We start from the raw sequence: 20,322 nt of genomic DNA, 5'->3' as shown, positions 1-20,322 counted from the left end.
TTCACAGGGGGATGTTTCCGTGCTTCTTGGCCGGCAGGCTCTGCCGTTTGGTCCGCAGGGTCTTCAAGGCGCGCGCGACCTGCAGCCGGGTCTGCGACGGCGTGACGACCTGGTCGACGTAGCCGCGTTCGGCGGCCAGGTAGGGGCCGGTGTGGCGCTTGCGGTACTCCTCGGTGAGGCGCCGGCGCGCCGCCGCCCGCCGCTCCGGCGGCAGTTCGGCCAGCTCACGGCGGTAGAGCACCTGCACCGCACCCTCCGCGCCCATCACCGCGATCTCGGCGGTGGGCCAGGCGAGGGTGACGTCGGCGCCGAGGTGCTTGGAGCCCATCACCGCGTAGCCGCCGCCGTAGGCCTTGCGGACCACCACCGTCACCTTCGGCACGGTGGCCTCGGAGTAGGCGTAGATCAGCTTGGCGCCGCGGCGGATGATGCCGCCGCGTTCCTGGTCGCTGCCGGGCAGGTAGCCGGGAACGTCGGCGAGGGTGAGCAGCGGGATCGAGAAGGCGTCGCAGAAGCGCACGAACCGCGCGGCCTTCTCCGAGGCGTCGATGTCGAGGACGCCGGCCTGGTGGCGCGGCTGGTTCGCGACGACGCCGACCGTGCGGCCCTGGACACGGCCGAACGCGCAGATCATGTTGGGCGCGAAGGCACTGTGGACCTCGGAGAACTCGCCGTCGTCGAACAGCCGGACGATCAGCTCGGCCATGTCGTAGGTCTGGTTCGGCGAGTCCGGCACCAGCCGGTCCAGCTCCAGATCGGCGGGTGTGACGACGGAGCTGGTGTCGTCGGCGTACTCCGGGGCCGGGTCGAGGTTGTTCGACGGCAGGTAGCCGAGCAGCGTCTGCACCCACTCGATCGCGTCCTGCTCGTCGGCGGCCCGGTGGTGGGCGTTGCCGGCGACCTCGCTCTGCACCGCCGCGCCGCCCAGTTCCTGCGCGGTGACGCGCTCGCCCGTCACCGCGTGCACGACGTCCGGGCCGGTGACGAACATGTGCGAGGTCTCGTCCACCATCACGGTGAAGTCGGTGATGGCCGGCGCGTAGACGGCCCCGCCCGCGCACGGGCCCATGATCATCGAGATCTGCGGGACGACCCCGGAAGCGTGGGCGTTGCGCCGCCCCAGTTCGGCGTAGTACGCCAGCGAAACGACGCCCTCCTGGATGCGCGCGCCGCCGGAGTCGTTGATCCCGACGACCGGGCAGCCGAGCGACATCGCCAGGTCCATCACCTTGAGGACCTTCTCGCCGGAGACTTCGCCCATGCTGCCGCCGAAGACGGTGAAGTCCTGCGAGAAGACGCAGATCTGCCGTCCGTCGACCGTCCCGTGCCCGGTGACGACGCCGTCGCCGTAGGGCCGGTTGGCGTCCATCCCGAACTCCGCGCACCGGTGCCGCGCGAACTGGTCCAGCTCGACGAACGAGCCGGGGTCGAGCAGCAGCCCGATCCGTTCGCGCGCGGTGAGCTTGCCCTTGGCGTGCTGGCGGTCGACGGCCCGCTTCTCGGCGATCCGGACGGCTTCGTCCTGGCGCGCTTCGAGGTCGGCGATCCGGAACGCCGTGGTCGGCATGAGCTCGTCCATCACCGCACTCCTGCTCCGAGCCGGGCCGCGAGCGCGGCGGCGATCACCGCGACGTGCGGCGGGTCGATCATCGAGACGTGGTCGCCCGGCACCCGGACGACTTCGAGGTCCGCGCAGTACGCGTCCCAGCCCAGGGTGTCGTCCGTGCGCAGGTACCGCGGGTCCAAAGTGGTCGTCAGCGGGTGCGGTTCTTGCGCCCGCAGCAACAGGACCCGGCCGTCGTACGGCGTCGGCGTGTAGCGTTCGGCCACCCGCGCGTCCACATAGGACTCGTACTGGTGGCGCAGGACGCCGGCGCCCAGGTCCGGGACCTGGTCGGCGAGGCGTTGCATGACCCAGCGGATCTGGGCGTCTTCGTCCAATGCGGACAGTTCGTCGCGCGGGATCGCGAACGGGACGCCGTAGGTCCGCGAGACGTGCTCGGCGAACCGGTCGAAGCGGTCCAGCAGCAGGTCCGCCGGCTTCCCCGCCGCGAGCAGCGGCAGGATCGAGTCGATCAGGACCACGACGTCGACCGGGCCGTCCAGCCGCCGGGCCGTCTCGTAGGCGAGACAGCCGCCGAACGACCAGCCGCCCAGCCGGTACGGTCCGCGCGGCTGGATTTCGCGGATCAGCTCGGCGTAGCACGCGGCCTTGGCCTCGACGGTGTCCTCGTCGTCGATCCGCTCCAGCCCGTACACCGGGTGGCCCTCCGGCAGCAGCCGGACGAGCTCGCGGTACACACTGGTCGGGCCGCCGGCCGGGTGGAACAGGAACAGCGGCTCGGCGACGCCGTCGCGCAGCAGCCGCACCGGGCCGCCGCCGTGGCCTTCGATCTCCCCGCGCAGCAGGTCCGCCATCGCGGCGACGGTCGGCGTGGCGAACAGCCGTTCCACCGGTGGCACCGCGCCCAGCTGCTCCGCGAACACCGCCCGCAGCCGCCGCGCGCGTTCGGGATCGCCGCCGGCGGCGAAGAAGTCGTCGTGCACGCCGGGTTCCGCGCCGCCCAGCTCGGCCCGCCAGTGCCGGGCCACCCACCGCTCGGCGGGATCGCGCGGACCGGCGGTGACCGGTTCGGCTTCAGCCGGTCCGAAGCCGGCCTGCTCCGCGAGGTGCGCGGCGAGTTCGGCCAGGCTGGCGCCGCGCAGGAGCAGCGGGATCGGCAGCGGCAGGCCGAAATCGCGTTCCACCGCGCCCCGGGCGCGCATCGCCGACAGCGAGTCGAGGCCGAGCCGGGTGAGCGGCACGTCCCGCTCGACGTCGGCGTAGCCCAGCACGCCCGCGACGAGCCCGGCCAGGTGGTCGGTGATCGCCCTCCGGGCGGCCTCCGGCGGCGCTTTCCGCAGCGCGTCCAGTCCGTCCCAAGTGGACGGTCCGGTCCGAGGTGTGAACAGCCCGAAGAACGGCCGCTCGGCCAGCCGCGGGAACAGGTCCAGCACCGTCTCGGCGTCGAGGCGGGCGATGCCGGTCGCCTGGCGGTCGCGCGCGAGGACGGCGTCGAGCGCCGACAGCGCTTCCTCGGTGCCGAGCGGTTCGAGCACCGGGTTGCGCGACCCGGCCGCGGCGCCGACGTCGCCCCAGGCACCCCACCCGATCGTCGCCGCCGGGAGACCCTGGGCCCGCCGCCACGCGACCAGGGCGTCGGCCCAGGCGTTGGCGGTGGCGTACGCGGCCTGGCCGGGCGAGCCGAACAGCGCGGCCGCCGAGGAGTAAACGAGCCACCAGTCGAGGTCGTGCCCGGCGGTCGCCTCGTGCAGCCGCCAGGCACCGAGCGCCTTCGGCCGCCAGACCGCGTCGAGCGCGGCCGGGGCCAGGCTGATCGCGGCGCCGTCGGCGAGGACCCCGGCGGCGTGCAGCACCCCGCGCAGCGGCACACCGCCGTCGACGGCCGCCGCGACCAGCGCTTCGGCCGTGCCGGGCCCGGCGATGTCGCCGGCCACGACGCGGACGTCGATCCCCAGGTCCGGCGGCGCGGCGGCGCGCCGGCTGTTGAGCACCACCCGCGTCGCACCGCGCTCGGCCAGCCACTTCGCCGCGACCAGGCCGAGCCCGCCGAGCCCGCCGGTGATGACGTAGGCGCCGTCGCGGACCGGCTCGCGCACCGGGTCGCCCGGCTCGGGGCGGACGAGCCGCCGCACGTACCGGACGCCTTCGCGCCAGGCGACTTCGTCGTCGGGGCCGTCCGCGCGGACCTCGTCGCGCAGCTGCCCGACCCACAGCCGAGCCGGGTCCGGGCCGGCGTCGAAGTCGACCGCGCTGACGCGCAGTTCGGGGTGTTCGAAGGCGAGCACGCGGACGAACCCGCGCAGGGCGGCCAGGTCGGGGTCGCCGCGCTCGCCGGGTTCGATGCTCTGCACCCCGGCCGTGACCAGCCACAACCGGGGCGGCTCGGGCAGTTCGGCCAGCCTGGCGACGACTTCGGACAGCATCCCGACGAGGTCCCTGGCCCGGTCCGGAGCGGGGTTGTCTCCGCTGCCGAGGTGGACGAGCACCGCGGTCGGGTCTTCCGGCAGCTGGTCCTCGAGGGTGTCTTCGGTGAGCTCGATCCAGCGCCCCGGCCGTTCCGGCGCGACGGGGAGGTCCACCTGCTGCCACGCGGCCTCGTACAGCAGCCGGTCCAGTGCCGCGTCCCGGAAGCGGCGGCAGTAGACGTCGCGGAACTCGACCAGGACGACGTCGTCGGCGTCGACGAGCTGGACGCTGCCGAGCAGCCCGTCCCCGGACGGGTCCCGCGAGGTGAGGACGGCGTCCACGCGCACGCCGTGGCGCGGCTCGCCGGCCAGGACGACCTCGCCGATGGTGAGCGGCAGGTAGAGGGCGTCGGCGTTCCCGACGGCCGCGGCGAGCGCGTGCAGGCAGGCGTCGGCGAGGGCGGGGTGCAGCAGGTAGGCGGGGTGGTCGTCGGGGTGGACGATGTTCGCGGAGGCCCTGCCGTCGGCGGCCACGACGTTCCGCAGACCGCGGAAGGCGGGGCCGTAGTCCTGGCCCAGCTCGGTAAGGACGCGATAGAGGTCGAGGGGCTCGCCGGTGGTCGCACCGAACGGCGCCGACGGGGTGCCGCCGGGGTCGATCCGGGCCGTGGCGTGGCGGACCCACTCGCCGTTCGTTTTTGCGTGGACGCTCAATTCGGTGCCGGTGCGGCTGGTCGTCACCTCGGTGCGGTCGTCGAGTTCGAGGACTTCGCGGAGTTCGAGGTCCCGGACCCGGCCACCGCCGGCGGCGGCGAGCGCCAGTTCGAGGAAGCCGGTCGCCGGGAACACCGGCTTCCCCCGCACGGTGTGGTCGGCCAGCCACGGGAGCGCTTCGATGCCGACGTCTCCCTGCCAGAGGTCGCCGCCGGGGTGTCCGATGTGGACGCCCAGCAGCGGGTGGACGCCGTGTGTGCGGGTTCGGCGGTTCGGCCAGAACCGCTGGTGGCGCCAGACCGGACCGGGCAGGTCGACCGTCGCCGTCCGGGGCCGCGCCGCGAGCACACCGGGGCGGCCGTTGACGTGGAGCCGGGCGAGGCTCGTCAGGAAAGCCGTCCGTTCGTCGACCTTCCGGCTCGCGGAGGGCAACGCTCGTTCGCCGGTGGTCTGTTCGATGGCGGCCGAGGCGACCGGGTGCGGCGAGACTTCGACGAAGACGGTGTGCCCGTCTTCGGCCGCGGCGTTCAGCGCTTGGCTGAACCGCACCGGACGGCGGAGGTTCGCGGCCCAGTACTCGACGTCGAAGGTGGGTGTCTCTTGCGGATTGTCGAGAACTGTGGTGTAGAAGGGAATTCCTGGTTTGGTCGGGTGGATCTCGACGCGGAACCGGTCGAGCACGGCGTCGACGGCGGCGGAGTGCCCGGCCCCGCCGACGGCGAGCCGCCGGGCGAGCCTGCCGAGGCGTTCGGCGTGCTCGACGAGCGCGTCGACCTGGTCCGCGGCCCCGCTGACGGTGCACTGGGTGGGCGACGCGTAAACGGCGACGGTGACCTCGGGGAACCGGGCGAGTTCCTGCGGCGAAAGCTCGACAACGGCCATGGCCCCTTCGCCGCTCTGATCGAGTTCGGCGAGCAGGCGGGCCCTCGTCGCCATGACGCGCAGGCCATCGGCGGCGGTCAGGGCCCCGGCCACTACGGCGGCGGCGACTTCCCCCATGGAGTGCCCGACGACGGCCGCGGGGGTGACCCCGTGGGCGCGCCAGAGCCCGGCGAGGGCGAGCTGCATACCGAAGAGGGCGAGCTGGGTGGTGGCGAGGTCGCCGGGGTCGCGTTCGATGAGGTCGGTCAGGGTCGAACCGGCTTCGGCTAGGAAAGCTGGGTCGAGCGCTTCGACTTCGGCTTGGAAGGCGGGTTCGGTTCGAAGGAAGGCGCGGCCCATGCCGTCCCATTGGGAGCCGTAGCCGGAGAAGACGAAGACAGGATCGCGGTTGGCAACCTCGCGAACCACGCCGGCCGGCGCGGCCGCGTGATCAGTGGGCGACCCGCCAAGCCCGCCACGAGCGCGGGGCGACTCGCCGCGGGCAGCCGCCGACACACCGGCCCCACCGCGATCGCCAGCCACCTCGCGAGCCGCGCCGCCCGGCGCGCCGGCGGGCGGACCACCGGGGCCGACCACCCGGCCGCCCGAGCCCGCGCCGCCCGGCACGCCGGCGGGCGGGCCATCGCGGCCAACCACCCCGCCACCCGAGCCGGCGCCGCCCGGCACGCCGGCGGGCGGACCACCGCGGCCAACCACCCGGCCACCCGAGCCGGCGCCGCCCGGCACGCCGGCGGGCGGACCACCGCGGCCAACCACCCCGCCACCCGAGCCGGCGCCGCCCGGCACGCCGGCGGGCGGACCACCGCGGCCAACCACCCGGCCGCCCGAGCCGGCTTCCTGGCTACCCACCAAGCCGCGTCCGGCCGCCAGCTCACGGAGCCCCGCCACCACCTCGGCCCGGGTCTCCCCCACCACCGCGCCGCGCACCGGCAAGTGGTCGCGCCGGTGTGCCAGCGTCGATGCCACCGCACCCAGCGGTACCTCCGGAGCACCCTCCAGCCATTCCGCCAGCTCCCTCGCCCGGGCCCGCAGCACCTCGCCCGACCGGGCCGACAACGCGAACACCGCCGGCTCCGCGACCGCACCCCCGCGTACCGGGAACGATGCCGCCGGCCACTCCTCCACCACCACGTGCGCGTTCGTTCCGCCGAAACCGAACGCCGACACCCCCGCGCGGGCCGTGCCCGAATAACGCGGCCACTCCGTCGGCGACGTCACCACCCGCAGCCCGGTGAAGTCGATGTGCGGGTTCGGCTCGCGGAACCCCAAGCTCGGCGGCAGCCGCCGGTGGGTCATCGCCAGCACCACCTTCAGCAGCCCCGCGATGCCCGCCGCTCCTTCGAGGTGGCCCAGGTTGCTCTTCACCGAGCCCAGCAGCAACGGGCGGTCGGCCGGGCGCCCGAGCATCGCCGACAACGCGCCCGCCTCCAACGGGTCACCCAACGGCGTGCCCGTTCCGTGCGCCTCCACGTAGTCCACAGAGGACGGATCGACTCCGGAGGACGCGTAAGCCGAACGCAGCAAGTCCGCCTGCGCCAGGGGGTTCGGCGCGGTCAAGCCGTTCGACCGGCCGTCGGAGTTGACCGCACTGCCGCGCAGCACCGCCAGGACCCGGTCGCCGCGGGCCGCGCGCAACGGCTTCAGCACCACCACTCCGCAACCCTCGCCGCGGGCGATGCCGTCGGCGTCCGCGGCGAACGGCTTGCAGTGGCCGTCCGCGGCCAGCACGCCGGCGCGGTGGAAGCCCGCTGTGATGCCCGGCGACAGCAGCACGTTCACCCCGGCCGCCAGCGCGATCTCGCTCTCGCCGCGGCGCAGGCTCTGCATCGCCTGGTGCACCGCGACCAGCGACGACGAGCACGCCGTGTCCAGCGTCAGGCTCGGGCCGCGCAGGTCGAGCAGGTACGACAGCCGGTTCGCCGCGATGCTCGCCGCGGCACCCGTGCCCGACCAGACGTCGACGCCGGTGACGTCGGTCATCGTCAGCGAGCCGTACTCGGTGGCCGACAGGCCGACGAACACGCCGGTCCGGCTGCCGCGCAGCCCCGACGGCGGGATCCCGGCGTGCTCCAGCGCCGCCCACGCGACCTCCAGGAGGATCCGCTGCTGCGGGTCCATGGACAGCGCCTCGCGCGGGGTGATGCCGAAGAACTCCGCGTCGAACCCGGCGACGTCGTCGAGGAACCCGCCCCGCGGCGGCACGCCCGCCAGGTCACCCGCCGGCGCGAACGTCTCCCAGCGGCCTTCGGGGACGTCGCCGATGCCGTCGCCTCCCGACTCGAGGAACCGCCAAAAAGCCGACGGCGAGTCGATGCCCCCCGGCAACCGGCACCCGAGGCCGATGATCGCGATCGGCTCCTCTTCCGTCCGCGAGGGCGCGGAAGCCACGGCGGAGTCCCCTGTGGACAGATGCTCGGCAAGCGCGTCGATCGTCGGGTACTGCCAGACGAGCGTGACGTCGAGCGGGCGTCCGACGAACTCGCCGAGATCGGCCGCGAGGGCCGTCGCGTCCCGTGAGGACAGTCCCGTTTCGTGCAGGGGCCGGTCGGGGTCCACCGGACCGAGCCGGGCCAGCAACCACGCGCGCACCGCGCCGGAGGTCGTCATCCGAGCCGCCGTCCGGTCAGAGAACCGTCCACGTAGGACTTGCGGCAGCGCGCCCGGCTGATCTTCCCGCTGGACGTCCTCGGCACGTCGCCAGGTGGGAGGACCACGACGTCACGCAAGCCCAGGCCGTGCCCGGCCGACACCGCCGCCCGCACCGCGGGCGTCAGCTCGGCGGTGTCGATCGACGAGTCCTTGGCGCGTTCCAGCACGACGACCGCGGCTTCCCCGTCACCGGTCTCGATGGCGAAGGCGGCGGCCGAGTGCGGCCGGACGCCGGCGTGCTCCTCCACCGTCTGCTCGATGTCCTGCGGGTAGTGGTTGCGCCCGTCGACGACGACCAGATCCTTCAGCCGCCCGGTGACGTACAGCTCGCCCTCGAAGACGACGCCGAGGTCACCGGTCGCCAGCCAGCCTTCGCCGGTGTCCGGGTCGAGCGGCGGCAGGCCGAACGTCGCCGACGAGTCACGCCCCCAATAGCCCTGGCCGACGTTCGGGCCGCTGACCCGGATCTCGCCGACTTCACCCGGCGCGGCCGGTTCGCCGGTGCCGGGATCGACGATTCGCACCCGCTGCCCGGCCGGGCGGCCGCACGAGACGAGGGTCGACCCGGCCGCGGCGGGCTCCGCGAACCCGGCGGCGAGGCGGTCGCGGTCGAACGTGACCTGCCGGGCCGGTTTTCCGGCATCGGAAACGGAAACCAGCACGGTGGCCTCGGCCAGCCCGTAGGAGGACCGGTGCACCTCCGGCCGCAGCCCGCATTCGGCGAAGGCGTCCTGGAACTTCGCGATCGTCGCCGGCAGCACGGGTTCGCTGCCGTTGATGAGCGAGACGACCCGGCTCAGCTCCAGGTAGCTCTTGTCCGCTTCGGACACTCGGGAAGCGCAGTAGGCATACGCGAAGTTGGGCGCCGCGCTGATCGCGCCGGGACTGGCCGAAAGGGCGCGCAGCCAGCGTGCCGGCCGTTCGAGGAACGCCAGCGGGTCCATCAGCACCGACGCCATGCCGCCGGCCATCGGCGCGCCGATGCCCAGGATCAGGCCCATGTCGTGGAAGAGCGGGAGCCAGCTGACCGTCGAGGTGGTCCGGCTTTCGGCACCGTAGGCCGTGCACGCCTGACGCGCGTTGGCGAGCACGTTGCGGTGCGTCAGCACGACACCGGCGGGTGTCCGGGTGGAACCCGAGGTGTACTGCAGGTACGCGGTCGCGTCGGGGTCCGGCATCGGCCAGTCCCGGGGTTCGGCCGGAGCGAGGGCATCGACGGCGACGACGTCGGGTCGTAAAGGCAACTCGGCGAGGAACGCGTGGACGTCGTCGATGTCCTCGGTCGTGGTGAGCACGACGCCCGGCGTGCAGTCGGCGAGCGCCGCGGCGAGCCGGCCCGCGTGCCCGGGCAGGCCGGGCGCGAACAGCGGCACGGCGATCAGCCCCGCCCGGATCGCGCCGAGGAACGCGACGACGTAGTCCACGGATTGCCCGGCCAGCACGGCCGCCCGTTCGCCCGGCGCCGCGATTCCGCTCAACCGCGCGGCGACCGTCCCGACCCGATCGTCGAGTTCGCGCCAGGTGAGCGTGACCGCCCGGCCGTCCGCGCTGCCGCGGTGGTCCAGGTGGGTCAGCGCGACCTCGTCGCCGAGCACCCGCGCCCACTGGCCGAGCAGGGCCGCCAGTGAGGCCGTCGATTCGGCCCCGGTGACGGGAACCGGCGGGGAAATGGTTTCCATGGCACCTCGCAGAGAGCGTTTACCGGCGCAGTGAATAGCCGCGCCAGTGCGGTTGTCAATCAAGCGAATTGCGACACTCACCGGCACGCGGATTACGGCACCGCGCGTTTGTCACCCGGCGACGAGGTCTCGGCGGATCTGCTCCGCAACACGCGCACGGCCAGCAGCGCGCCGGCGAGCGTCAACCCGGCCGCGGCGAGCAGGCCCGCGGTGTACCCCGCGGCCAGCGCCGGACCCGGCGGCGCACCGGCGTCGAGCCGCAACCCCCGCACGGCCGTCAGAACGGCTCCGATCAGCGCGACCCCCAGCGCGCTCGAAAGCTCGCGCGACGCCGTGAGCAGCCCCGACGCCGTACCGGCCTGCCGTTCCGCGACGACGTCCAGCGCGTGGGAAGTCAACGGCGTCGTGAACGCCGAACCGGCCCCGATCAGCACCAGCCCGGGTATTCGTGGGAGGACCGCCGGGACGTGGTTCACCACGGCGAGCGCGAGCAGCCCGGCCGCCACCACGCCGAGACCGGCCGCGACCGTCCGATGTGGACCGTGCCGGGCGACGGCCGCGGGGACCAGCGGGGTCGCGGCCACCACCGCGACCGCGACCAGCGCCAGCGGCAGCCCGGCCCGCACCGGGTCGAGGCCGAGGAAGTCCTGGTGCAGCAACGGCGTGAAGAAGACGATGCCCGAGATTCCCAGTCCCCACAACACTTGCAGCGCGAGCGAGCCGGTGAACACCCGGTTGCCGGTCAGCTCCACCGGCACCAGCCGGGCCGGTGCCCACCGCTCGCGCAGCACGAACGCACCACCGAGCGCCACCCCGGCGGCCAGCAGCGCCACGCCGGTCCGCGGGTGCTCGCCGAGTTCGACGAGCGCCGCGGTGAGCAGGACCAGGCTCGCCGTCACGACCGTCATCGCGGCCGCGGCCGGCCTCGGCCCGCCGGGATCGCGGCCACGCGGAACGGTTCCCGGCACCAGCACCAGCATCGCCGCCACGAACGGCAGGTTGACGAAGAAGATCCAGCCCCAGCCGAGGTACTCGCTCAGCAGGCCGCCGAGCGCCGGGCCCAGCGCGAGCGCGGCGGCCAGGCACGCGGTCCAGACCGCGGCGCCGAGTGTCCGTCCCCGCGCGTCGAGGTTGGCCCGCAGCAGGCTCAACAGCCCCGGCACCAGGAACGCGGCAGCGGCGCCCTGCACCACCCGGGCCGCGACCAGCAGCCCCACCGAGTCCGCCAGCCCGCCGGCGGCCGCGCCAAGCCCGAACGCGAGCAGCCCGGCGAGCAGCGCCGGACGGCGGCCCCAGCGGTCGATCAGCGTGCCCGCCACCAGCAGCAGCCCCGCGAACGGGAGCATGTAGCCGAGCGCGACCCATTGCAGCGCCCCGAGGTCCAAGGCGAGGTCGTGGGCGATCGACGGCGCGCCGGCCGCGACGATCGTGTTGTCCAGCGTCGTCACGAACGCGCCGAGCGCGATCAGCACCAGGGTCCGCCGCGTCATCGCCCGCTCCCCACCAGTTCGCGCGCGACCGGCGCCTGCCGCCGGCGCGGGAACCACCAGTTGGCCTCGCCGAACCACGCCATCACCGCCGGGACCAGCACGCACCGGACGACGACCGCGTCGAGGAGCACCGCGACCGTCAGGCCGACGCCGGCTTCCCGCACGACGCGGGCGTCCACGAAGGCGAACGCCACGAACACCAGCGCCATGATCAGCGCGGCCGCGGTGATGGTCCGGCCGGTCGCCGCGACGCCGTCGACGACCGCCGCCCGGGTGTCGCCGCGGCGGCGCCACGCCTCCTGGACGCGCGCGATGAGGAAGACCTCGTAGTCCATCGACAGCCCGAACAGCCCGGCGAACAGGAACACCGGCAGGTACGGCTCGATCGGCGCGCCGAAGGCGAAGACGACGGCGCCGGTCGTCGCGGCCGCGGTCAGCAGGTTCATCACCGCCGCGGTCAGCGGGATCACGACACTGCGGAACCCCCACGCCAGCAACAGGACCGAGATGCCGACGACGCTGAGGAGGAACAGCGGCAGCCGCGCGGTGACGGCCGCGGAGAAGTCGGCCCGGGCGGCGACCGGGCCGCCGACGTGCGTGTCCGGGCCGCCGACGGTGGTGGCCATCGCCCGCGCCCAGCGCAGCAGCTCGGCGGTGGCGGGGTCGTCGGGCGCGGTGCGCGGCGTGGCCGTGAGCAGCCAGCCGCCACCCGGGAGCGGGGTGGGCGGCCCGACTTCGGCACGAGCGAGCAGCGCCTCGCGCAGGGTGCCGAGCGACGCGTCGCCCGTGCCCACCACCAGCAGCGGGGCGCCCGCGCCCGGGCCGAAGCCGTCGTGCAGCAGCTCCGCGGCCGTGCGCGTGATGCTGCCGGGCGGGTCGAGGGAGGCGTCCGGGACGCCGAGCCGCAGCCCGGTCATCGGCAGCGCGAGCACGGCCACCACCAGCAGCGCGGCGAGCGTGTACGGACCCGGCCGCCGCGTCACCGACCGCGCGAGCCGAGCCCAGCGGCGGCCGCCGCCCTCCACCGGGATCCGCATCCGCGCGGCCACCGGTCGCAGCAACGCCGGCAGCAGGGTCAGCGCGGCCGACGCGGTGAGCAGCACCGAAACCGCGGCGGCGACGGCGATCCCGTCGAGGAACGGCAGGCCGACGGTCAGCATCCCGGCCAGCGAGACGCACACGGTGACGCCGGCGAACACGACGCTGCGGCCCGATGTCGCCGCCGCGACGGCCAGCGCCGCGGCCGGGTCCGCGCCTTCCCGGCGACCCTGCTGGTAGCGCGTGAGCACGAACAGCGCGTAGTCCACGCCGACGCCGAGGCCCAGCAGCGCGGCGATCTCGGTGCTGATCGTGGGCACGGTCATGACCCGCGACAGGAGCGTGACGGCGGCGAGCGCGCAGCCGACCGACACCACGGCGGTGAGGACCGGGAGCAGGACGCAGGTCAGCGACCGGAACGTCACGAACAGCACCAGGGCCGCGGCGAGCAGGCCGATCCCGGCGTTGCCCAGGTTCGGCGCCCCCGCGGTCATCGCGGCGAGCTCCCCCGACGCGCCGGCGGTGAGGCCGCGGGCGTCGCGGACGACGTCGGCGAGAGCGTCCGCCGTCTCCGGCCCGAGGGTCGTGGCCGGCGCGTCGAACCGGACGGTCAGCACCGCGGTCCGCCCGTCGGGCGACACCCGGCCGGGCGGCGGGCTGACGGCCACGACGTGCGGCAGCGCCGCCAGGCGGCCGGCGAACGTCTCGAGGTCCACGCGGCCCGCGCCGCGGTCGATCGGGCCGTCCGGCGCCCGGACGACAACGCTTTCTTCGGCACCGGTGGCGCGCAGCAGGTTCGCCGCCGCGGTGCTGTCCGCCGCGGGCAGGTCGACCGTGTCGCGGAAATGCGCGCCCGTGTGCAGCGCGGCGAAACCGAGCCCGGCCAGCGCCGTCAGCCACAGCGCGACGACCACGACGGCGTGGCGGAAACACCAGGAAACGACCCGTGTCATCCCCTTTTCCTCCGACCGCGCATGGTTGATCACGCTAACTCCGCGGGGGCCCGGGAAGATACGGTCACGGCTCACAAATCGAATCTCGAAAACCCTTGCCGCCGTGAGTGTTCCGCCGTTTGTCGGACGCGTGACAAATCCGTGCGCCGCTGTTGGCTCCTGCGTGACAGAACCGGGTCCGGGCGCGGGGAAGACGTTGCCAACCGGCGTTTCCGTGTGAGTACATGGCGTCCGCGCCGATGCGGAAAGGGGTGCCCATGACCCGGACGATCACCGTCCCGCACCCCCGTGGCACCGGCCGGGCCCGGCAGCTGTGGTGCTCGCTGCCCACCGAGCTCGCGCGACGGTTCCGCCCGCACGCCGACCCGCTGTCACGGCGGATCCTCGAGGAGATCCAGCGGGCCGTGCCCGAGTACGCCAAGCCCCTCGAAGGCGAGTTCGGGAAGATGATCGTGCTGGCGATCGAACAGGCCGTGCTCAGCTGCATCGACAGCATCGACGACCTACCGTCCACTGAGGACAATTGGCCGAAGCTGTTCCGGGAGGTCGGGAAGCGCGTCCACCACGACGGCGGCAGCCTGAACTCGCTGCAGGCTGCCTACCGCGCGGGCGGGCGCGCGGCGTGGCGGTACGTCGCGGAACTGGGCCAGGCCCACCGCTTCCCGGCGGCCGTCCTCTGCGTCGGCGCGGAAGCGATCTTCGCCTACGTGGACGAGATTTCGTCGTACTCGGTCGAGGGGTACACACTGGCGCAGGCGATGGCGACCGGCACGCTCGAACGCCGTCGCCGGCGGTTGCTCGAACTCCTGCTGGCCACCCCGCCGTCGTCGCCGGCGACCCTGGCCACGATGGCGAAGGCCGCGAACTGGGCCATGCCGGAGTGGGTCACCGTCGTCGCGCTCGACCCGCGGGACGAGCAGCACCTGGCACCGGCACCACAGGTCGCCGGCGACGTCCTGCTCGACCTCGAAGGCACCGAACCGTGCCTGCTGACCCCCCATCCCGACCGCGACCTGCTCGGTCTCGAAGGCAGGCTGCCGGGCTGGCGCGCGGCCGTCGGACCCCGGGTCCGGCCGGCCGACGCGGCGACGTCGGCGCTCTGGGCCCGGCGCACGCTCGACCTGGTGCGCCGCGGCCTGGTCGAGGACCGCGCGGTGACGCGCACGGCCGACCACCTGGCGACGCACTGGCTGCTCGCCGACCGGTTCCTGCTCGACGAGCTGTCGGACAAGACCCTGGCGCCGTTCGCGGGCCTGACGGTGAAGCAGCAGGTCCGGCTGGCGGAGACGTTGCTGAGCTGGCTGGAGCACAACGGGAACACGCCGGACATCGCGCAGGCGCTGGGCGTGCACCCGCAGACCGTCCGCTACCGCGTGAGCCAGCTGAGCGACCTCTTCGGCGACCGGCTGGCCGATCCGGCGCAGCGTTTGGAGATCCAGATGACGCTGCGGGCGCATCAGCTGCTCGGGACGGAACCGCCGGGCGAGCACTGACCCTTGACCGTGCGGCACCTCCTCCCGCATGCTGTTAGCGCTAACAATGGGGAGGCCGCCGATGACGCGCACGACAGTCACGCGGGAGTTCTTCGGCCGGGCCGGCGGCGCCGACGTCCACCGCTACACGCTCTTCCGGTCCGGGATCACCGTGCGTCTGCTGGACTACGGCGGCGTCGTCCAGTCGCTCGAAGCACCGGACCGGTCCGGGCGCCCGGCCGACGTCGTGCTCGGCTACCCCGATCTCGACGGTTACCTGGCCAACAACCGGCCGGGCGCCCCGCGGGTCTTCCTGGGCGCGGTGATCGGCCGGTACGCCAACCGGATCGCCGGCGGCGCGTTCACCCTCGACGGCGTCCTCCACCGGGTGCCGGTGAACGACGGGAAGAACAGCCTGCACGGCGGGCCCGCGGGGTTCGACACACGCGTGTGGTCCGCTTCCGAAGTCCCGGACGGCGTGCGGCTCACGCTGGTCAGCCCGGACGGCGACCAGGGCTACCCCGGCCGGCTCACCACCGAGGTGACCTACCGCCTCGACGAGCGGCTGCGGATCACCTACCGCGCGACCACCGACGCGCCGACGGTCGTCAACCTGACCAACCACACGTACTGGAACCTGGCCGGCGCCGGAACCGTGCACGACCACTCCCTGACGCTCGCCGCGAGCCGCTACTGCGCGGTCGGCGAGGACCTGATCCCGGTGGGTGACCCGGTGCCGGTCGGCGGGACACCGTTCGACTTCCGCCGCGCGACGCCGATCGGCGCCCGGCTCGGCGACCCGGACCCGCAGCTGGCGATCGGGGACGGCTACGACCACAACTGGGTCCTCGACGACGGTGCGCCGTTCGCCGCCCGCGTCTGGGAGCCGTCGTCCGGGCGGCTGCTCACGATGTGGACGACCGAGCCGGGCCTGCAGTTCTATTCGGGCAACCACCTGGGCGATCCCCACGCGGGGTTCGCGCTGGAGGCGCAGCACTTCCCGGACTCGCCGAACCGGCCGGACTTCCCGAGCACGGTGCTCCGGCCAGGCGAGGTCTACCACCAGGAGACGTCCTTCGCGCTGACGACGTCGGACGAGCCGCCGGTGGCGTGAGCAACATTCGCCCCTGCGCGGGCGGCCCCCGGCGTTACCCTCGCCGACCATGGGAGATCTCGCACCCACCGGTGTGCTGCGCGCCGCCATCAACCTCGGCAATCCGGTCCTCGCGCACGGGACACCGGATGCCCCCGGCGGGGTCACCGTCGACATCGCCCGCGAAGTGGCCGCGCGGCTGGGCGTGCCGGTGGAGTTCGCCTGCTTCGACGCGGCCCGCAAGTCGTTCGAAGCGCTGACCTCGGGCGCGGCCGACCTGTGCTTCCTGGCGATCGAGCCGGCGCGGGCGGCTTCGGTGGCGTTCACCGCGCCGTACGTCCTCATCGAAGGCGTGTACGTGGTGCCGGAAGGCTCTTCGTTCGCCTCGCCGGCGGACGTCGACCAGCCGGGGGTCCGCGTCGGGGTCAAGCAGGGCTCGGCGTACGACCTGTTCCTGACCCGCAGTCTCGAGCACGCGACGGTCGTCCGCGGCTCGGACGGTGTCGCCGTGTTCGAGGAGCAGGGCCTGGAGGTGGCCGCCGGGATCCGCCAGCCGATGACCGCCTACGCCGCGTCCCATCCGGGGACGCGGGTGGTTCCGGAGCGGTTCATGGAGATCCAGCAGGCCGTCGGGACGTCGCCGGACCGCTCGCCGTCGACGGTGAAGTTTCTGCGTGAGCTGGTCGAAGAGCTGAAGGCGAGCGGGTTCGTGGCGGAGGCGTTGCGCCGGGCGAACCAGCCGGACGCGACCGTCGCTCCCGCCGCGTCCTGAGTCACAGCCGCGGCAGTACCTGCGTGCGCCACGCTTCGAAGAACGCGTCCTGGTCCGGGCCGATCTGCTGGACGTAGACCTCGTCGAACCCGGCCTCGGCGAACTCGCGCACCGCTGCCACGTGCCGGTCGGCGTCCGGGCCGCACGGGAACTGCTCGCGGACCATGTCCTCGGTCACCAGGCTCGCCGCCGCCGCGTAGTCGGCCGGGGTCGGGAGCGTCGAGGGCAGCTTGCCGGGCAAGAGCTCGTTGCGCCACCGGTGGTGCGCCGTGCGGACACCGTCCTCTTCGGACTCCGCCCAGCACACCTTCAGCCCGCCCTGCACCGGCTTGTCGCCGCCACCTTTGCGGAACTCGCGCACCAGATCGGCGTCCGGCATAACCGTGCAGAAGCCGTCGCCCACGCGGGCGGCGAGGTCGGTGGCGGCCGGGCCGAACGCCGACACGTAGATCGGCACCGGCTCGTCGGGCAGCGTGTAGAGCCGGGCGTGGTCGACCGTGTAGTACCGGCCGCGGTGGTTGACCTCCTTGCCGGTGTGCAGCTGCCGGATGACGTCGATCGCCTCTTCGAGCATCTCCAGCCGCACAGCAGGCGGCGGCCACTGTTCACCGGTGACGTGCTCGTTGAGCGCCTCACCGGTACCGACGCCGAGCACGAAACGCCCTTCGCACTGCACGCCGGCGGTAGCGGCGGCATGCGCCACGACGGCGGGGTGCATCCGGATGATCGGACACGTGACGGCGGTGGAGATGGGCAGCGAAGTGACTTCGCTCAGCGCGCCGATCACCGACCACACGAACGGGCTGTTGCCCTGCTCGTCCAGCCAGGGGTGGAAGTGGTCGGAGATCCACAGCCGCTCGAACCCCGCGGACTCGGCGAGCCGGGCCTGCCGGACCAGCTCACGCGGCGAAAACTCTTCGGACGACAGGAAGTAGCCGACGCTCACCATGATCGGTGGCTACCACGTGGCGGTGGCCCGAAACGTGGACACGGCAGCGGGCCGGGGCGGCGGGGCAGGTAGGGCAGGCCGAGCCTCCGAGGCGAGCCGGCGAGCTGGGTAGTGCGGGGCCGGGCCGGGGTGGAGCGGGCATGGGCGGGCTCGGCGTCGGCGGGGCGAGCTGGTCCGGGGCCAGGACGGCGAGGCAAATGAGCAGACCAAGCTTCCGAAGCGAGCAAGCGAGCCGGGCGGAGTGGAGCAAGCCGAGGAGCGGGCACGAGCGGCCCCGGGGCCCCGGGGCGGGCGGGCGGGCGGGCGGACCAAGCCTCCGAAGCGAGCCGGGCGGGGCGGGCCGGGGGTGCAGCGGGCTTCGGTGGACCGAGGCCGACGGGGCGCGCCAGACCAAGGCTAGGGCTGCAAGGTAGGTGGGCAAGCCGAGCCTCCGAGGCAAGCGGGCGAGCCGGGTAGGGCGGGGCGAAGCGGGCCTGAGTGCAGCGGGCATGGGCAGGCCGGCGCCGACGGGGCGCACCGGGCCGGGGCCAGGACTGCGGGGCAGGTGGGCAGGCCAAGCCTCCGAGGCGAGCCGACAAGCCGGGGCGAGAGGACTGGGTGGGCCGGGTAGCTGGGCGGGTTGCGGCGCCGGGTTGGCGCGGTCAGGTCAGCGGAGGCAGCCAGCGGGCGGCGACCCAGCCGAGCGCGTCGTCGAAGGCCGACCGGCTTACCTGGCTGGACCGCCGGCACCCTCTCCGCGCTCGGCGCCGCGTGGCCACCAGCGCAACTCTCTTGGTCCGCCGCGGCTGTCACTGTGCGCTGTCCCCGGTCGACGGTGTGATATCGCTTTCTCGTCGCTGCCGTCATCGATCCGGCATCGCGGCTTCTCGACGGTCGCAACGGGTGCTACGTTTCTCGTGGTGCAGGTCGACCCGAGGGGTTGCGATGAGGCTTTCTCCCAGCGCGCACACCGACTCGTTCTGCCGGGACCGGCTGCCGCCGGCGGAGGCGTGGCCGCGGCTTCTGTTCGACCTGCCCGAGCTGCGCTACCCGGACCGGCTCAACGCCGCCACCGCCCTGCTCGACGGCGCGGTCGACCGCTTCGGGCCCGATCGGCCCTGCCTGCGGTCGCCGCATGAGACGTGGACCTACGGCGACGTCCTCGCCCGCGCCAACCGGATCGCGCACGTGCTCACCGCGGAGCTCGGGGTCGTTCCGGGAAACCGCGTGCTGCTGCGGGGCACCAACACGCCGTGGCTGGCGGCGTGCTGGCTGGGCGTGCTCAAGGCCGGGGCGGTCGCCGTCGCCACCATGCCGATGCTGCGGCGCCACGAGCTCGACAAGATCGTCGAGCGGGCCCGGCCCACAGTCGCCCTGTGCGACGAACGCCTGCTCGACGAGCTGCCACCCGGCTTGCCCGTCGTCTCCTACGGCAGCGAGCTGGACGAGCGCTGCGCACGGCACCCGGCCGCCTTCGCCGACGTGCCCACCGCCGCCGACGACGTCGCGCTGCTCGCCTTCACCTCCGGGACCACCGGGACGCCCAAGGCGACGATGCACTTCCACCGCGACCTGCTCGCCATCGCCGACACGTTCTCGCGCCACGTCGTGCGGCCCACCGCGGACGACCTCTTCTGCGGCACCCCTCCCCTCGCGTTCACCTTCGGCCTGGGCGGACTGCTCGTCTTCCCCTTGCACGCCGGCGCGTCCGTGCTCCTCGTGGAGCGCGCCACGCCCAAGGAACTGGCCTCGATCGTCGCCGAGCACGCGGTGACCGTGCTCTTCACCGCACCGACCGCGTACCGCGCGATCCTCGGCTCCGGCGACGGCGCCCTCCTGGCCGGCGTGCGCCGCGCCGTCTCCGCCGGCGAAGCACTGCCCGCCGCCGTGGCCGAGCGGTACCGCGACGTCGTCGGGCGCCCGCTCATCGACGGCATCGGCAGCACGGAGATGCTGCACGTCTTCATCTCCGCCGCCGACGAAGCCGCCCGTCCGGGCACGACCGGCACCGCCGTGCCCGGGTTCCGCGCCGCCGTCCTGGACGTCGACGGCACGCCGGTGCCCGACGGCACGCCCGGGCTGCTCGCGGTGCAGGGCCCCACCGGCTGCCGCTACCTCGAGGACCCGCGGCAGGCCGATTACGTCCGGGACGGCTGGAACATCACCGGCGACACCTACGTCCGCGAACCCGGCGGTTACTTCCGGTTCGTGGCGCGCAGCGACGACATGATCGTCTCCTCCGGTTACAACATCGCGGCTCCGGAGGTCGAAGAGGTGCTGCTCGGCCACCCGGACGTCGAGGAGTGCGCGGTCGTCGGCACGCCCGACCCGGACCGGGGCGCGCTCGTGACCGCCTTCGTCGTGCTGCGCGCGGGCGTCACCCCTGGTCCGGACGTCGTGCACGCCCTGCAGGAGCATGCCAAAGCCGTTGCGGCGCCGTACAAGTACCCGCGACGGGTGCGGTTCATCGACGCGCTGCCGCGCAACGCGAGCGGGAAGCTCCAGCGCTTCCTGCTGCGCGAGCGCTGACGGGGGTGACGGGCCCGCTGCCGAGGTGGGGTGGCGGTGGGCCCGTCACGTCTGAGGGAGGACATGCCTCCACGATACCCGGCGGATCGAACACGTGTTCGCGTCTCTTCGAGTGAATCACCACTACGAAACGTCACCAAAATCGTGCCGCGGC

The 20,322-nt window shown here is 73.7% G+C and carries 10 protein-coding genes; 4 read left to right on the top strand and 6 right to left on the bottom strand.

Annotation, left to right across the window (positions count from 1 at the left end; genetic code table 11):
- Position 1 precedes the first annotated feature (1 nt).
- From ACIQWX_RS47470 to ACIQWX_RS47450, 5 genes are all read right to left on the bottom strand, one after another.
- On the bottom strand, positions 2 to 1,579 hold the full coding sequence (locus tag ACIQWX_RS47470; RefSeq protein WP_400886104.1) for an acyl-CoA carboxylase subunit beta: 1,578 nt from the start codon (positions 1,577 to 1,579) through the stop codon (positions 2 to 4).
- Positions 1,579 to 8,172 carry a beta-ketoacyl synthase N-terminal-like domain-containing protein gene (locus tag ACIQWX_RS47465; RefSeq protein ID WP_400886101.1) on the bottom strand — a complete coding sequence of 2,198 codons (6,594 nt, stop codon included), beginning with the start codon at positions 8,170 to 8,172 and terminating at the stop codon, positions 1,579 to 1,581. Before ACIQWX_RS47465 ends, ACIQWX_RS47470 begins: the two co-directional genes overlap by 1 nt.
- On the bottom strand, positions 8,169 to 9,893 hold the full coding sequence (locus ACIQWX_RS47460; protein ID WP_400886098.1) for a fatty acyl-AMP ligase: 1,725 nt from the start codon (positions 9,891 to 9,893) through the stop codon (positions 8,169 to 8,171). Before ACIQWX_RS47460 ends, ACIQWX_RS47465 begins: the two co-directional genes overlap by 4 nt.
- 92 nt (positions 9,894 to 9,985) lie before the next feature.
- Positions 9,986 to 11,383, bottom strand: coding sequence for an MFS transporter (locus ACIQWX_RS47455; RefSeq protein ID WP_400886096.1), 1,398 nt, complete (start codon positions 11,381 to 11,383; stop codon positions 9,986 to 9,988).
- Entirely contained in the window at positions 11,380 to 13,374 is a 1,995-nt protein-coding gene (locus tag ACIQWX_RS47450; RefSeq protein ID WP_400886094.1) for an MMPL family transporter, read from the bottom strand. The genes ACIQWX_RS47455 and ACIQWX_RS47450 overlap by 4 nt, the downstream gene beginning before the upstream one ends.
- A gap of 257 nt (positions 13,375 to 13,631) precedes the next feature.
- On the opposite strand from ACIQWX_RS47450, the gene ACIQWX_RS47445 reads away from it, so the two are divergent.
- The 3 genes from ACIQWX_RS47445 (at position 13,632) to ACIQWX_RS47435 (ending at position 16,711) form a co-directional block, all read left to right on the top strand.
- Entirely contained in the window at positions 13,632 to 14,867 is a 1,236-nt protein-coding gene (locus ACIQWX_RS47445; RefSeq protein WP_400886092.1) for a helix-turn-helix domain-containing protein, read from the top strand.
- Positions 14,868 to 14,928: 61 nt separating this feature from the next.
- Positions 14,929 to 15,960, top strand: coding sequence for an aldose epimerase family protein (locus ACIQWX_RS47440; RefSeq protein ID WP_400886089.1), 1,032 nt, complete (start codon positions 14,929 to 14,931; stop codon positions 15,958 to 15,960).
- Between the two features lie 49 nt (positions 15,961 to 16,009).
- A complete protein-coding gene (locus ACIQWX_RS47435; RefSeq protein WP_400886086.1) occupies positions 16,010 to 16,711 on the top strand; it encodes a transporter substrate-binding domain-containing protein in 702 nt (233 codons plus the stop codon).
- Between the two features lies 1 nt (position 16,712).
- Here the strand turns inward: ACIQWX_RS47435 and ACIQWX_RS47430 are convergent, their stop codons facing one another.
- Entirely contained in the window at positions 16,713 to 17,660 is a 948-nt protein-coding gene (locus ACIQWX_RS47430; protein ID WP_400886084.1) for a TIGR03557 family F420-dependent LLM class oxidoreductase, read from the bottom strand.
- Between the two features lie 924 nt (positions 17,661 to 18,584).
- On the opposite strand from ACIQWX_RS47430, the gene ACIQWX_RS47425 reads away from it, so the two are divergent.
- Positions 18,585 to 20,168, top strand: a complete 1,584-nt coding sequence (locus ACIQWX_RS47425; protein WP_400886080.1) for an AMP-binding protein — start codon at positions 18,585 to 18,587, stop codon at positions 20,166 to 20,168.
- The last annotated feature ends 154 nt before the right edge of the window (positions 20,169 to 20,322 follow it).

The sequence above is a fragment of the Amycolatopsis sp. NPDC098790 genome (genome assembly GCF_044759945.1).
GTDB lineage: Bacteria > Actinomycetota > Actinomycetes > Mycobacteriales > Pseudonocardiaceae > Amycolatopsis.
This window is presented reverse-complemented; position numbering and strand designations above follow the sequence as displayed.